The following is a 14,661-nucleotide window of genomic DNA, read 5'->3' as shown; positions in this document are numbered from 1 at the left end:
TAAAAATTACCTCACTCAGTAAAAGAAGTGTGTTTAGGCGATTAATCTGCCAACTTTTTGGAAAGCTGAGCTTAAGGACGGGCCCTCTAGATGAGGGAATTGCTGGGTGGCATCCTTCAAAATTTCTTGAATTTTCGCTTCGTAAGCCGTTTGGATGTGTGCTACAGTCTCAAGCCCGTGGTCGGTGATAACTGCAAAGATGCCGCGTGCGTCATCAGGACAGGTGTCTCGAAATGCTAGATTTTTATCCTCCATGCGTCCCACAAGGCGGGTGACAGAGCTTTGATTGAGACCAAGTTTCTGAGCGAGTTCTGTAATGCGCAACTCGTGCGTGGGGGAAGCGTTGATATGCTCAAGTGCACGATATTCGGTTAGTCCAATGTTGTGCTGCGCTGCAAGCCATTTACCGACGGAGGCATCAATAGCACTGACCGCTGCCGCGACTTGCTCCCAGGATGTCTTTAGAAGCGGCGATTGGTTACTGTGTGCCATGCGAACCTCCTTGAGCTCTTGGCTGTACTCGCCAACAGTACTTTTAATTCATGTACATACATGAATATACGACGTGTAGTTATATATCTCAAGAGAATTCTGAGAAAAATTTATTACCACCATGTGGGAGAGATGGAATTCATTATTGTTCTGCGACGAGAAAACAGAATTATAGTGCAGCGGCGTATCTGTCGATGCCGTTCTGGGGATGTGCGCAGTGCCCCTTGATAGACAGCTCAACTTCCATTTCACTATGCTGAAAGGTGATGCTGAACTTTCAGCGTCTTTCACAGCTCATACAAGGAGGAAAAATGGCACAGATTGCTCTCGTCACCGGCGCAAGCCGCGGTATTGGTAAAGCCACCGCGGTTCGACTGGCGCAGCTGGGGTACCACGTGATTGCACAGCACCGCGCGGAGAACCCGGACTTTAGCGAGGTAGAGGCTGCCGCATCCGAGCACGGAGTAAAAGTAACACCTGTACAGGCTGATTTCTCAGACCCGCAGTCCGTTTCTGCCCTCTTAACTCACGTGAAGGATGCGCTGGGCGCGGATACCCTCGACGTTGCGGTGCTCAACGCAGGTGTTGGCACGCAGGGAACCTTCCAGGAGCTCGATGGAGAGGCTCTGCGTAATCTGCTGCAGATTAATACGGTTGCCCCCTACGAACTTGCCGCCGGGCTGGTGCCGCTCATGAGCGCACCGGGCGGGCGTTATATTTTTACCGGCTCGGTGCTGACTCGCTACGCGTTCCCTGCCATGACGGGCTACGGCATGAGTAAGATTGCACTGGAATACCTAGTGCGGAATATGGCGGTTGAGCTTGGTCCTCAGGGGATTACGGTGAACCTTGTGGCACCCGGCGTGGTCGATACCGATATTAACGCTACCTGGCTGCGCGATAATGCGGAGGCAGCCGAATTCGTGAAATCCGGCAACGCGATGAAGAAGGTTACCCAGCCTGAGGACGTCGCAGAAGTAATTGGTCTGCTGACTCAGAACGCATCGCAAACAATTACCGGGCAGATTATCGACGTCTCAATGGGCGATAAGCTCTAAATCCTGACGCCCGCGAGCAGGTAGGATTTGACCGAGCAGGTAGAAAAATCCTACCTGCTCGTACCAAAAACCACCTGCTCGCGGCAAAACTTTATGGTGTGAGAGGCACACATCTTGAGGAGTCACACATGTACGACTTTAAACGCGAGGGCTTTCCCGGTTTTCCTCTAGGGCAGAAGATTGAATTCTACGGGCAGAAACTCCCGGAGCCGAGGATGGTAGTTACCGATCTGCCGGGCACAGACAGGAGCATCCGTACACTTCATAGTCGTCTCGCTCTTGAAGGCTCAGAACATAGTAGTATCGCATGCCAACTTGGAGAAGACGACCTTGTTTCTCTGATTGAAATTTCATGGGCTGATGGCGATGAATTCTCTTTTGAGGGGCTGCCTCTGGCTGGGCTTTCTGCCGAAGAACTCGTGGCTCAGCTGAGAGAACGGGGCATAGCGGCAGAGGTTGGTTCCGTGACGGTGGAACTGCCGGAATTTAATATTTCTTTCTTCTTTTTCGAGGATGTTCCCCGCACGATCTCCTGGCAGACACCTGAGGCTTTCTAGCGCCCTTCAATACTTTTGCGTCCAGATGCGCACGGTTTCTGCGCCCTCCCGAGCAGGTGGTTTTTGGCTGAGTGGATAGAATTTTCCTACCTGCTCTGGACAAAAACCACCTGCTCGCAGGAGGCGTGGGGTTTTATTCGCCAGTTTCCAGAACTCGTTTAAGGCCCGCCAGCACAAACGACCAGCCCCGAGGTGAGCCCACATTCTGCGCCGTAACGGGAGAGTCTTCTAGGCAGTCGTGGGTGACCGTGAGTTTTGTGGCACCATCCGTCCACGGCTCAAGCTGCCAGGTAACGCGGCTTGCCGGTTCGTGTGCCGCATCGGGAAGATAAAGCGAGCGCCACTCTACGACGAGAAGTCGCGGTGGGTCAGACTCCAGAATCGCGCCGTCTCCCCAAACTTCCTTCCCATCTGGGGAAAGGTAGCGCAGGCGACCCGGCTCGTCCTCGGTGACTTCAACCCGCGAACCAAAGAAATACTGAGAGGTGAAATCGGGCTGGGTGATCGCCTCCCACACGCGCTGCGGCGGGGTGTTTTGAATAATTACCGAGCTGATAATCCTCTGGGGACGTGGGGGAGTGTTTGGGTTATCGGCGGTGCTCATGATTCTTCCTCCTCTAAATTCTTCTGCAGGTCAAGAAGTGCTGAACTTTGGTGGGCGGTGTATTTATCGATCCAACGGTCGTGGATGCGGCGAATCGGCACAGCGTTGAGGTAGTGGAGTTTTTTGCGGCCTGAGCGCTGTGTGATCACAAGATTTGCTTCTTCGAGGATGCGCAGATGCTTGGCCACTCCGAAGCGAGTCATTCCCAGACCTTCTTCAAGCTGTCCCTGGGTGAGGCCGCCGGTGGTGTAGAGCTTATCGAGCAGTTTTCTGCGGGTGGGGTCTGCGAGAGCTTTGAAAACTGCATCATCCATAGCACGAGAATATGTGACTATATAGTCACCTGTCAAGGGTGGGGTTATTCCGGGTACACACAAGCAGCGGATTTTTGGTTGAGAAGGTGATTTTCTCACCTTCTCAACCAAAAATCCGCTGCTCGCGGGAGACATAAGACCTCAGAGCAGGTTCGTGCGTGCACCGGAGCGGATGCGTTGCGCAGCGGCATGCACTAGGACAAGCCCCGCAAGTGCCCAAAGTATGCAGACTAACACCTCAGTCACAACTGTTGAAACCACCACTTCAGAAGAGCCGCTCACCAAAGCAATCGTTCGTCCGCCAGGAACCAATGTACACAATGCCGCCAGCCACACCGGGTATGCATCTACCGGCACGATCACACCCGCACTGATAGGCAGAAGCGCTCCTAAGATAGTTCCTCCCAGGTATGGGTCCGAGAGATACAGTCCCAGCCCAGCGGCGAAAACACCCAGACATACGCCCGCCATGAGTGCCAGGGGTAAGAGCGTCACAGAACGCACAAGCATGGACAGGCTGCCTTCAAGGGAACCGCCGAAACCGGCATAGGCGGCTGCAACACCCAGGTTCGTGATGCCAGTGATCAGAGCCAAAAGCACGGGCATTGCAGAGACTCCCAGCCAATAAGCCGCATCAAACCGTCGAGCGGTGCACACCTGCTCGAACACTCCCAGCCAGCGGTCGGTCGCCGCGCGCGCCACAACGCCGACCGCCACGCCGAGTACCACGCTTGCCAGGGCAGAGGCGCATGCGATCCGCACCGGATCAGGTGCGGAAAGATCACGTCCTAGTAGAACGCTGAACAGCACGCTCAGCCCCGGTACGATCACGAGGGTGCTGAGTGCCGTACCGACCGTGGCGAAGGTGATGGATGAAGACCACCCAACCTTGGCGGTACTGTTCAGACGATAGAGAAAGTTCGTTCGTTTAAACATCGCAGCCTCCTAGATTGCGCCCAGAGTGCCATGCACCGTTGCCGCGTGTAGTGCTCGCCTACCCAACAGATACCCCGCGAGCATCCAGAAGACTGTGACCACACAGGTTTGCAGTACCACGCCCAGAAAGTCACCGAATGAGTTCACAGGCATCTGCCCGAGCAGAACCTTCACGGGTGCTTGAATCGGAATCAGCGTGCCGAGCGCATCAAGCCAGGCAGGCGCGGAACTCTCGGTAAAAAGCACCCCGGAAGCCACGAAAACCGGCACGAGAAGCAGCTCCTCATAGGCGATAGCGTTCGGGGTTGCCACAAAGAACCCTGCAATCACGAAGGTCACCGCCAGACACGAGATCCACAGCAGCGGAAGGCCCACCAGATAGCGTGCACCCACCTGAGTAAAGTCCGTAAAATCTACCGAGAAGGTGCACAGCGCCCAGAAAACCCAGGCCAATGGCAGGGCGGCAAGCCCAAAAATGGAGGCAGTTGAGACCACCGCTGCGAGCGCACGCAGCGGGTTCACGGCACCATTGAGCAGATACACGAACGTTCCCCGGTAGCGCTCAAAGTTGAGGATCCCGGCGGCAACGATGCACATGTTCCAGGTACCGATAATGCCCGCGCGAGTCCAGGCGAGGGTCGCATCTACTGGCCAGGCACCGGCGGCGAGCGCCTGCAGGGCCGTTGCTCCGAAGGTGCTCAGCAGCAGTAACTGCAGGAAGTAGGGAACCGTGAGGAATTGGCGCAGGGAAAAGGACATTAGGCGAAGCTGCCGGTTCATCGTTTCAGTCCTTCCGCCATGGCCAGATATGCCTCTTCGAGGGTGGCTGGGCGAGTATACAGCGGTGTGAGCATCTGAACCTCACGCTCAGCGAGAATACGGGTCAGTAGAGTCTCGGCGTGTTCGGTGCTGAAGGGGCGCGGCCCTTCTGAAACAGAACGTTCATTCCAGTACACGGTGATCTCCCACTCGCTGCCGCGCGGGGTCAGCAACAGTGTTCCCGCATCGCCCAAAGACAGGGCAAGTTCTTGAAGCACCGGCCCGGCATTCGCACCCACACGCCCAACGGTGGTAGCGGAGATCCCGGCATGCGCAGTAATATCCGCCACCGTGCCCGAAACCGCCACACGACCGGCACCGATGACTGTCACTCGATGCGCTAACTCCTCAATCTCGCCCAGCAGATGGCTCGTGAGTAAAATGGCGGTGCCGTCATCAGCGAGGGAGCGAATTAGCTGGCGTATTGTCAGCGAAATATCTGGGTCAAGCCCGTTCGTCGGCTCATCCAAAAGCAGCAGTTTCGGCTCGCCCAGCAGTGCCCGCGCGATGTGCAGACGTTGTTTCATGCCGCGGGAAAACCCCTGTACCTTCTTCGTGGCGACATCGGCAAGATCAACCCTTTCCAAAGCGCTCGCCACCTGGGCACGGCGTTTGCGCGCGCTAACCCCGGCAAGGTCAGCGAAGAAGAGAAGATTATCGCGGGCGGATGCTCGCGGATAGAACCCGGTATCCCCGCCGAGCGCAAGCCCTAGGGATGCGCGCGCACGCTGGGGGTGCGTAAGCGCATCCACCCCGTCGATGCGCACAGTTCCGCTCGTGGGGGTCAGCAGTGTTGCGCACATCTGCACAATTGTTGTTTTTCCCGCCCCGTTGGGACCGAGCAGAGCATGAATTTCGCCGGAGCTTATACTGAGCGAAACATTATCGACAGCGGTGAAAGCGTGTTCACCTTTGCCAAAGGTGCGGCATAGCTGCGCCGCGTCAAGAATTGTAGACATTGTGATAAAACCTTGCGGTGCTTAATCACCCGAAGCCGCTTGAGCATGGTGTTTGCACGCCTGCAATACGTGGGACGGGTGAGATGACTAGTCGTGAGAGAGGCACTCTTAGTGCCTGAATAATCCCAAGTCACCGACTGCAGGTGCGGAAGGTATAACAATAAAACCCTCAGAACTTTGGTGTCCCAAGCGCTCACTATGCGCCCCTGAAATGTATCAAACCAAAGCAGGGTTATTTCTGAAATTTTAGAGCCCACCATCTGGGTGGGCATTCCGCGAGCCGGTGCGACTTTAGCGGGAGGTCATACCTCATCACTCCTAGATTCAAGGTTTCCATCAGTGTAGCATGGCTCACGGAATGCTGTGATTAAATTTTTTTTGATTTTATTCGAAGAAGTTAAAACGATTCCCCGTTTTTCGGCCGGAACGCTCCGCCAAGTGCATAGACACCAAGAGAAATTGCGATTGCACATGCACTCATGACGGCTATACCGCTATATCCAGGAAACTGTGTGAGTAATGTACCGCCAACGGCACCGCTGATAGTTGTTCCAGCGTACATTGCCGTGTTTGAGAGGGATGATACAGTACCGCGAGCTATAGCGGTATGGCTTTGTAGCTCTCCCATGAGGACGGGGAGCATAATTCCGCCCAGGAAAAGTGCAAGAGTAAAAATACCTAAAGCAGTCCAGAAAGTAGCTGTCAATGACACTGAGAGATACACAATACTGAGTGCAATAAGCCCCACGAGCATAGTCTTTTGCATACCTATATATGCGACGAATCGTGACCCTGTGAGGGAGCCTAGAGCGTTGCCGCATCCGATTACAAGCATGGCGAAACCGATTGTCGTCTGCGATGCCCCAAAGTCTCGCGCAAACCATGAACCTATGAAAGATAGGGATGCAAATACTCCCGTCTGGAAAATCAGGTACGCCAGGAGGGACAGTAAAAGTGAAGGGGCTTTTAAAACGTGCAGGTAGGGAGTCAGAAAATTTCCATCTTGCGCCGCAGCCACAGGGGGAATGCTGGGAAAACGTGAATAGAGTATAACCCAGAGAAGAAGAGATGCTGTGGCGATTGCAAAAAACGGTATCTGCCAGCCATAAGTAGAGAGAAAGGAACCTACAGGAATACCTGCGATTTGGGCTATGGCAAGTCCAGCCGTTGCGTACCCCATAGTTTTAATAATGGCTTGTTTCGGCACCGTCATGGGGATAGATGCCCAAATCTGCGGTGAAATCAAAGAAGCGAACACTCCCGCAAGAAACCGGGCGGTAAAAAGAGACCAAAACCCCCATGCTAAACCGCATAAACCCGTAAAAAGCGTAAAGCCGATGGAACCAGTAAGAATAATGCGCCTGCGATCAATGCGGTCTGATAATGGGCCTGCAATGAGCGCGAAAACTGCATACCCTAAAGCGTATGCAGAGACGAACCACCCCGATTGTTCTGTGCTGGTATTGAACTCTTTGCTGAGTAGCGGCAACAGAGGGGCAGTGAGCAGAGTATCTGTACCGATGACAAAGAGAGTGCTGAATGAGACAATCCGCATAGTTGCCTCAGAAGTCTTAGGTAGCTGATGTGATGTACTGCGAGAATCCAAGGCGTACCTCCCTAGTATTATTTCTATGTTCGTCGAAATTAGAATAAATCCGCATTATGCTAAAGGGCAAGCTCAAGAGGTAATATTCTGTCACAGAGTCCGCAGGCTCAATACGTTATGGGAAGCACCCGGAAAGGCTGGTTATGGGTAAGGAACGGCTGCATCACCCCACTCCTGATGACGTGACGTTGGATCGTGTCCTTGGTGCATTGTCAGACCCCATTCGACGAGATGTTCTCGCACACATTGCAGACCACGGGCCGCAGTTCTGCGGTGATTTTGACTATGGAATCGCCAAATCCACGATGTCTTATCATTTCAAAGTGCTCCGAGAATCAGGGCTCATGCACACCGAAGTACTGGGAACGCACCGTAAAATTACCCGCCGAGACAGCGTGATTGAGAGTCTTTTCCCCGGTCTTTTACATTCTGTTGGACTGCCACCGGGTCAAGGGCAATGGGATGAGTCTGCTGCGAATACTACAGATACCTGAGTTTGGTCACTCCCCGAGCGAAGACAAAACTTTATGGTGCGGCAGAAGAGCTCAGACGAAGCAGACTTCTTAGTCGAGACAGGGATGGAAACAATTCACAAAACGTCATCTTTGCAACAATGCGCCGAAAACATGCACCCCGCTTGACCGCGCGCGCCTCCTGTGAAACTCTAGATGCAGGTCATGAGAGCCAGTGATAAGCCCCAGCTAGCTGGTCGGCAACCCTCCTCCGCGGTGGGGTGCCCTGGGTGAGGACCAGGCGTTACACACAAGTGCAGCGCAAGCGCGGGACCGATGTGCCCGATACCCGGTACATCGTTTTTTCGTTTGCAGAGAAGAAAACACAAGAACTCTGTACCGAAATCGGCATGCGGCCCCATAGTTACAAACCTAGGAGCCTCGCATGAGCAACAACACCGTCCCGACTCCCGCCAACCCCGCAGGGTGGAAATTTGAGACCCGCCAGATTCACGCGGGGCAGGCACCGGATGCCGCAACGGGAGCACGGGCGTTACCCATCTACCAAACCACCTCGTTCGTTTTTGAGAACGCGGAGCAGGCCGCTAACCGTTTTGCTCTCGCCGAGCTCGGGCCTATTTACACCCGCCTGAACAACCCCACCCAAGAGGTGATCGAGAACCGCATCGCATCGCTTGAAGGGGGAGTGGGAGCGCTGCTGGTGGCTTCGGGACAGTCTGCCATCACCTACGCAATTCTGAACATCGCTGGGGCGGGCGACCACATTGTTGCCTCCCCCTCCATCTACGGTGGCACCTATAACCTCCTCAAATACACGCTTGCCGACCTCGGCGTTGAAACCACGTTTATTGAGAACCCGGACGATTTGCAGCAGTGGCGTGAGGCGGTGCGCCCCAACACCAAGCTCTTCTTCGGCGAAACCGTCCCCAACCCCCGCAACGATGTGCTCGACATTGAGCTCATCGCCCAGATTGCGCACGAGGCAGGTGTGCCGCTGATCGTCGATAACACCGTACCTACCCCATACCTGGTGCGCCCCATCGAATTCGGCGCGGACGTGGTGGTGCACTCCGCCACGAAATACCTGGGCGGGCACGGCACCTCCATTGGCGGCGTTATCGTAGACTCCGGGAATTTCGACTACGGGGCAGACCCTAAAAAATTCCCCAAATTCAACGAACCAGCACCTAGCTACCACGGCCTAGTCTACGCACGTGATTTGGGTAAAGACTCCGCGTTCGGTGCGAACCTCTCCTATATCCTCAAGGCGCGAGTTTCTCTTCTGCGCGATACCGGGGCCGCGATTTCTCCGACTAACGCCTTCAATATTGGTATTGGGCTGGAGACCCTTTCCCTGCGCATCGAACGCCATATCGAGAACGCCACCAAGGTCGCAAACTGGCTGGAGGAACACCCGCTGGTTGATCGAGTAATTTGGGCCGGTCTGCCTTCCTCACCCTGGTACGAGCGAGCCCAGAAATACCTGCCGAAGGGGCCGGGTGCCGTCGTGGGATTCACCCTTAAAGACGCCGACCTGGAACAGACCCGCACCTTTGTGGACGCCCTGCAGCTGCACTCCAATGTGGCGAATATCGGTGATGTGCGCTCGCTCGTTATTCACCCCGCGTCCACCACCCACTCACAGCTTTCCGAGGAAGAACTAGAGGCAATCGGTGTGAGTAAAAACTTTGTGCGCCTCGCCGTAGGGATCGAGAATATTGACGATATTATTGCAGACCTAGAATTGGGCTTTGCAACCCTGCAACAGTAGATACGGCGCAAGCCCCGCCCCGTGAACCAGCCGGGGCGGGGCGAACCCCGCTCCACCCACCGGCGCCCCGCCCGCAACGCTAAGGAGAACCATGACCGGCACCCCCGAGACCGCCCAGGGTATCCTGCGCCACCACAGCATTGGTGATTTGCGCCTAGAGAACGGCATCACCCTGCCGGAGGTGCGCATCAGCTACGAAACCTGGGGCACCCTCAACGAAGACGGCGACAACGCCATCCTGATCCTGCACGCCCTCACCGGGGACACTCACGTCTCCCGCGGGAGCGCCCCCGAAGGCACCCCCGCCGATGTGGCCGCCGAAATTGAACGTGACGGCTGGTGGGAAGGCATCGTTGGCCCCGGCGCCGTGGTAGACACCAACAAATACTATGTGGTCGCCCCCAATATTCTCGGCGGATGCTACGGCTCAACCGGGCCTGCCAGCCTCATCCCTGCCGGGTACCCCGGTGAAGGGCAGCCGTGGGGCGGGGCGTTCCCACAGGTGAGCATCCGCGACTCGGTGCACGCCGAGGCGCGACTAGCTCAAACCCTGGGAATCACCAGTTTCCGTTACGTGATTGGCGGCTCACTCGGCGGGGCCCGCGCCCTCGAATGGGCAGCCACCTACCCGCACCTGGTGCGCGGATGCGCAGTGATCGCCTCCGGGCCAGCCGCCACCGCCGAACAGATCGCGTGGGCGCACACCCAGAACGTGGCTATCCGATCCGACGCTAATTTCGCCTCAGGCGACTACTATGACGGGCCCGCGCCCACGGCAGGGTTGGCGCTTGCGCGGCGTATCGCCCACACCACCTACCGCAGCCCCGCAGAACTGGAGCATCGTTTTGGGCGCAGCGAAAACCCCCATGAAACTGTTACCGGCGGCACGCTCGGGGCCCCACGCGGCCGGTACGCCGTCGAAAGCTACCTAGACCACCACGGGGATAAGCTCATAGAACGTTTCGACGCGAACAGCTACCTTGCCGTGAATGAGGCGCTTATCTCCCACGATGTTGCGCGCGGGCGCGGGTGCCTCACCCACGCGCTGGCGTTCAGCAACTGCGAGTGGACCATTGCCGCTGTAGACTCCGACCGGCTGTTTTTCCCGCATGAGGCGCAGCTGCTGGCCGATTCCCTCCCCGTACCGGCTGAGGTTCAAATCATTGAATCCGAGCACGGGCACGACGGGTTCCTGATTGAGGCGGCGCAGGTAGAACGTATTCTCGCGCACGCCTTGGGAGAGAAACCGCAGAGTACCCCACCCAACCTGAGCACTATAGGCGATAAAGAGCCGCTACCTGCAGCCAGCTCGCTCGCCCTCTAGATATCCCGTAAACGGCACGCATCGGCCGACACCTCAAGGCGCCACGTCCGATTACGCAAAGTAAGTCGCAGAACCTCACCTTCGTGGGGTCAGAAATTTTGCCGCACCCGCTTGACCCTCACGCAACGTCAGGGCCTACAGTGAAACCATGGACGCAGAAAAACCCCAAGAATACAGCGTGGGCGAGGTCGCAAAAATGCACGGTATCACCGTGCGAACCCTACACCATTGGGAGCAGAAGGGCCTGATCACCCCCGAGCATGACCCCGTCAACGGATACCGCTACTACCACGATCGAGACGTCGAGAAGGTCACCGCGATCCTTGGGTACCGCGCCATCGGCATGAGCCTTGACACCGTGCGCACCATCATGAATGAGGGCGCTCGCAATAGTGTGGAGCATCTACTCACCCAGCGTGAAATGCTGCACAAGAAAATACGATGCTACAAGCACATGCTGCAAACACTGGATCAACTACTGGAGGATGCAATGGCACCGACCAATGAACGGCTGACGGCCGCCGAAAGGGCCGAAATTATGGGGGAGGCGTTTAACCCCGAGCATGAGCGTGAGGCGCAGCAGCGCTACGGGCACACCGACGACTGGGCGGAGTACCGGCGCCGCACCGACTCCATGAGCCGCGCCGACTGGGCAGCCGCCAAACAGAACCTTGACGATGTTGAACACGCGCTCGTTGAGGCGTTCACCCAAGGGGTGAAGCCCGGCAGTGCAGAGGCGAACGCGCTGGCTGACCGGCACCGGGCCTCCCTGTTTTACTTCGACGTCACCCCCGCAAAACATGTGATTTTGGCGCGCGGCTATGTTGAGGATGCGCGTTTCGCTGAGCACTACGAGAAACTGGCTGAAGGGCTGGCCCCGTGGCTGCGGGACATTATTACCGAGAACGCCCGAGCTTACGGGGTGAACCCTGAAACCGTTACCTGGGGGTAGTACCTGGGGAAGCTGCAGCACCCATATGAGTTCAGCAGAGCCTCAGCGCTCACCCACAAAGTTATTGTGCGCAGAAAGTGACTTTTCGGCACGGAAGACAGCATGTGCTTTCGGCTGGAAAGTCACTTTCTGCGCGCCCAATGGCGTAAACCCGCAGGAGGCGACATCGGTAATATGGGGTGTATGAGTGAAAATACGTACATTGTCGAATATTCCCGGCCCGAGAATGAACGCGCCGGAACCCACCTGGTGCTTCTGCTGCACGGGTACGGTTCGCACGAGAAAGACCTGCTGTCGCTGGCTGAACATCTGCCGCAGGAGGGCATCACCTACGCGGGAATGCGCGCCCCGCAGCCGGTAGGCACCCAGTTTTCGGCGGACGCAACCGGCGCGCACATTCCCGACGAGGCCATAGGCTACCAGTGGTACCCGCTGGATCAGCAGCTCAACGCGGATGTGCGGACCATAGAACAGGCCAGCGACTACGTCCTGGAATGGGTCGAGCAGCACGAATCACACTATGCTTCAGTCGCGCTGGTGGGGTTCTCGCAAGGCATGGCGGTGGCTACTTCTATGGTGCGGCATCGCCCAGGAAAATTTGCTGCACTGGTGGGGCTCTCCGGATACGCGGTCGAATCAGACTCTCCTTACTTCAAGGACGACGAGCTCAAAGCCACCGAGCTACCCGTTTTCTTCGGCAGGGACCAGGAAGACCCTATTATTCCGCAGCCCTTCGTGGATTACACTTACGAGTGGATTCGCGCGTACACCGACGGCATCAAAGTTCTGTATGCGGGCGCCGGGCACGGGGTAAGCGCCCTGGAAATTCGCCATGTGGGCGAGTTCATCGACGTGAAGGTGCTGGGGCACGCGCCGCGTATCCGTGCCGAGAAGGTTACGGATGCTGCAGATAATGCTGGGGTGCCAGAGCAAGAATCTGCCGACTAAAAGAACCTGAATAACGCATCCTGGGTTGTATAACGCACCGCCGGAAGGTGAGTTATACAACCCAAGATGCTTTAAGGGGAGAGAGGGCGGGACCCTAGTCCCGAGCCACCTGCACGCTCACCCCGTTGAAACTCACCGTATCGCCCGGATGCAGCTGTTTGCCCCGCGCCTCCTCAATCTGCCCATTGACCTTTACCAGCCCATGCTGGATCACCTCGCGCGCCTGCGCACCGTCTTCGACCAGATTAGCCAGCTTCAAAAACTGTCCCAGACGAATCATCTCGTCACGAATATAGATTTTCTCCATGTCACCAGTGTATCGGCGCCCAGAAACTACACGGCAAGACGGGTACGCAATGATACCCTAGTATCTTGTACTTGTGACCGTATATCCCGGCGCTTACCGCGCGCGGAAGAACACTGAACTCACGCACGCCACAGCCGGTGGCGGGGCATAAAGGAGTAAACATGGCAGAAAAGTCCACTCTCGACAACGTTATTGCGCTCGCTAAGCGCCGCGGCTTCGTCTTCCAAGCGGGTGAAATCTACGGCGGTTCCCGCTCCGCATGGGATTACGGTCCCCTCGGCGTGGAACTGAAAGAAAACATCCGTCAGCAGTGGTGGCAGCGTTTCGTGCGTTCACGCGCAGACATGGTTGGGCTGGACTCTTCGGTAATCCTGCCGCGCCCGGTGTGGGAAGCATCCGGGCACGTGGCAACCTTTATGGACCCGCTGGTGGAATGCCTCTCGTGCCACAGGCGCCAGCGCCAAGACCACCTGATTGAGGCATTCGAAGCTAAAAAGGGGCGTGCACCCGAAAATATGGGTGAGGTTGTCTGCCCGAACTGCGGCACCCGCGGCGAATGGACCGAACCGCAGAACTTCTCAGGCCTGTTGAAAACCTACCTGGGGCCTGTCGATAACGAAGAAGGGCTGCACTTTCTGCGCCCCGAAACCGCGCAGGGCATCTTCGTAAACTTCAACAACGTGGTAACTGCGGCCCGTAAACGCCCACCCTTCGGTATCGGGCAGATCGGTAAGGCGTTCCGTAACGAGATCACCCCCGGCAACTTCATCTTCCGCACCCGCGAATTCGAGCAGATGGAAATCGAATACTTCGTTCACCCCAACGAAGCAGATAAGCACTTCAACGCATGGGTTGAAGACTGCTGGAACTGGTTTGTTGACTTGGGCATTAACCCCGAGAACATGCGCCAGTTCGATGTTCCTGAGGACGACCGCGCGCACTACTCGGCGGGCACCATCGACATTGAGTACCGTTTTGGTTTCCAAGGCGGCGAATGGGGCGAACTCATGGGTGTGGCAAACCGCACCGACTACGACCTGGGCGTGCACAATGAGCACTCGAACGCGAAGCTCGAATACTTTGATCAGGCCAGCGGCGAACGCTACGTACCCTACGTCATCGAGCCTTCCTTCGGCCTGACCCGCTCCATGATGGCGTTCCTCGTCGATGCCTACGTTGAGGATGAAGCCCCGAACACCAAGGGCGGCGTCGATAAACGCGTGGTTCTTAAACTCGACCCGCGCCTGGCGCCCGTGAAGGCCGCCGTTCTGCCCCTGTCGAAGAAACCCGAACTCTCCGGGCCCGCCCACAAGCTGGCAGAGGAACTGCGTGGCGTCTGGAATATCGACTACGATGAGGCGGGGGCTATCGGCCGCCGCTACCGCCGCCAAGACGAAATCGGCACCCCGTTCTGCATTACCGTAGACTTCGATACTTTAGAGGACCAGGCGGTCACCATCCGCGAGCGTGACACCATGAGCCAGGAGCGCGTGGCACTTGATCAGGTGAAGGCATACCTGGCGGCGCGTCTGGTTGCCTAA

General features: G+C 56.7%; 16 protein-coding genes and 1 riboswitch. Of the genes, 8 read left to right on the top strand and 8 right to left on the bottom strand.

Features of this window, described 5'->3' with window-relative positions:
- Positions 1-33: 33 nt before the first annotated feature.
- Positions 34-492, bottom strand: coding sequence for a MarR family winged helix-turn-helix transcriptional regulator (locus D8M23_RS05625; RefSeq protein WP_126854022.1), 459 nt, complete (start codon positions 490-492; stop codon positions 34-36).
- 311 nt (positions 493-803) lie between these two features.
- Between D8M23_RS05625 and D8M23_RS05620 the strand changes: the two genes are divergently transcribed.
- On the top strand, positions 804-1,550 hold the full coding sequence (locus tag D8M23_RS05620) for an SDR family NAD(P)-dependent oxidoreductase (RefSeq protein WP_238693774.1): 747 nt from the start codon (positions 804-806) through the stop codon (positions 1,548-1,550).
- Between the two features lie 128 nt (positions 1,551-1,678).
- On the top strand, positions 1,679-2,107 hold the full coding sequence (locus D8M23_RS05615) for a hypothetical protein (protein ID WP_023133871.1): 429 nt from the start codon (positions 1,679-1,681) through the stop codon (positions 2,105-2,107).
- Between the two features lie 133 nt (positions 2,108-2,240).
- On the opposite strand, the gene D8M23_RS05610 is transcribed toward D8M23_RS05615, so the two are convergent.
- The 6 genes from D8M23_RS05610 to D8M23_RS05585 all read right to left on the bottom strand — a co-directional run bounded on the left by D8M23_RS05610 (position 2,241) and on the right by D8M23_RS05585 (position 7,345).
- Positions 2,241-2,711 carry an SRPBCC domain-containing protein gene (locus D8M23_RS05610; RefSeq protein ID WP_126854020.1) on the bottom strand — a complete coding sequence of 157 codons (471 nt, stop codon included), beginning with the start codon at positions 2,709-2,711 and terminating at the stop codon, positions 2,241-2,243.
- The gene (locus D8M23_RS05605) at positions 2,708-3,025 is read right to left on the bottom strand and encodes an ArsR/SmtB family transcription factor (RefSeq protein WP_126854019.1); all 318 of its coding nucleotides are present in this window, start codon (positions 3,023-3,025) and stop codon (positions 2,708-2,710) included. Before D8M23_RS05605 ends, D8M23_RS05610 begins: the two co-directional genes overlap by 4 nt.
- 141 nt (positions 3,026-3,166) lie before the next feature.
- Positions 3,167-3,961 carry an ABC transporter gene (locus D8M23_RS05600; protein WP_126854018.1) on the bottom strand — a complete coding sequence of 265 codons (795 nt, stop codon included), beginning with the start codon at positions 3,959-3,961 and terminating at the stop codon, positions 3,167-3,169.
- A gap of 9 nt (positions 3,962-3,970) precedes the next feature.
- Positions 3,971-4,741: a hypothetical protein gene (locus D8M23_RS05595; RefSeq protein ID WP_126854017.1), complete on the bottom strand. Its 771-nt coding sequence runs from the start codon at positions 4,739-4,741 to the stop codon at positions 3,971-3,973.
- The gene (locus D8M23_RS05590; RefSeq protein WP_126854016.1) at positions 4,738-5,739 is read right to left on the bottom strand and encodes an ABC transporter ATP-binding protein; all 1,002 of its coding nucleotides are present in this window, start codon (positions 5,737-5,739) and stop codon (positions 4,738-4,740) included. The genes D8M23_RS05595 and D8M23_RS05590 overlap by 4 nt, the downstream gene beginning before the upstream one ends.
- A gap of 397 nt (positions 5,740-6,136) precedes the next feature.
- The gene (locus D8M23_RS05585; RefSeq protein ID WP_006888160.1) at positions 6,137-7,345 is read right to left on the bottom strand and encodes an MFS transporter; all 1,209 of its coding nucleotides are present in this window, start codon (positions 7,343-7,345) and stop codon (positions 6,137-6,139) included.
- Between the two features lie 143 nt (positions 7,346-7,488).
- Here D8M23_RS05585 and D8M23_RS05580 point away from each other — a divergent pair, with 143 nt between their 5' ends.
- From D8M23_RS05580 to D8M23_RS05560, 5 genes are all read left to right on the top strand, one after another.
- Entirely contained in the window at positions 7,489-7,839 is a 351-nt protein-coding gene (locus D8M23_RS05580; RefSeq protein WP_006888253.1) for an ArsR/SmtB family transcription factor, read from the top strand.
- A 179-nt stretch (positions 7,840-8,018) separates the two neighbouring features.
- Positions 8,019-8,131, top strand: a riboswitch (SAM riboswitch).
- A gap of 111 nt (positions 8,132-8,242) precedes the next feature.
- Positions 8,243-9,589 carry a bifunctional o-acetylhomoserine/o-acetylserine sulfhydrylase gene (locus tag D8M23_RS05575; protein ID WP_126854015.1) on the top strand — a complete coding sequence of 449 codons (1,347 nt, stop codon included), beginning with the start codon at positions 8,243-8,245 and terminating at the stop codon, positions 9,587-9,589.
- A gap of 91 nt (positions 9,590-9,680) precedes the next feature.
- Entirely contained in the window at positions 9,681-10,913 is a 1,233-nt protein-coding gene (gene metX / locus D8M23_RS05570) for a homoserine O-acetyltransferase MetX (protein WP_126854014.1), read from the top strand.
- 148 nt (positions 10,914-11,061) lie between these two features.
- Entirely contained in the window at positions 11,062-11,865 is an 804-nt protein-coding gene (locus tag D8M23_RS05565; protein WP_126854013.1) for a MerR family transcriptional regulator, read from the top strand.
- Between the two features lie 183 nt (positions 11,866-12,048).
- Entirely contained in the window at positions 12,049-12,813 is a 765-nt protein-coding gene (locus D8M23_RS05560; RefSeq protein WP_126854012.1) for an alpha/beta hydrolase, read from the top strand.
- A 94-nt stretch (positions 12,814-12,907) separates the two neighbouring features.
- On the opposite strand, the gene D8M23_RS05555 is transcribed toward D8M23_RS05560, so the two are convergent.
- On the bottom strand, positions 12,908-13,120 hold the full coding sequence (locus D8M23_RS05555; RefSeq protein ID WP_006888225.1) for an RNA-binding S4 domain-containing protein: 213 nt from the start codon (positions 13,118-13,120) through the stop codon (positions 12,908-12,910).
- A gap of 161 nt (positions 13,121-13,281) precedes the next feature.
- On the opposite strand from D8M23_RS05555, the gene D8M23_RS05550 reads away from it, so the two are divergent.
- Positions 13,282-14,661, top strand: a complete 1,380-nt coding sequence (locus D8M23_RS05550; protein ID WP_037236064.1) for a glycine--tRNA ligase — start codon at positions 13,282-13,284, stop codon at positions 14,659-14,661.

Origin of the sequence: Rothia sp. HSID18067, assembly GCF_003989445.1 — a bacterium.
Lineage (GTDB): Bacteria > Actinomycetota > Actinomycetes > Actinomycetales > Micrococcaceae > Rothia > Rothia aeria.
The sequence above is the reverse complement of the archived record's forward strand: the minus strand, read 5'-3'. Positions and strand labels throughout refer to the sequence as shown.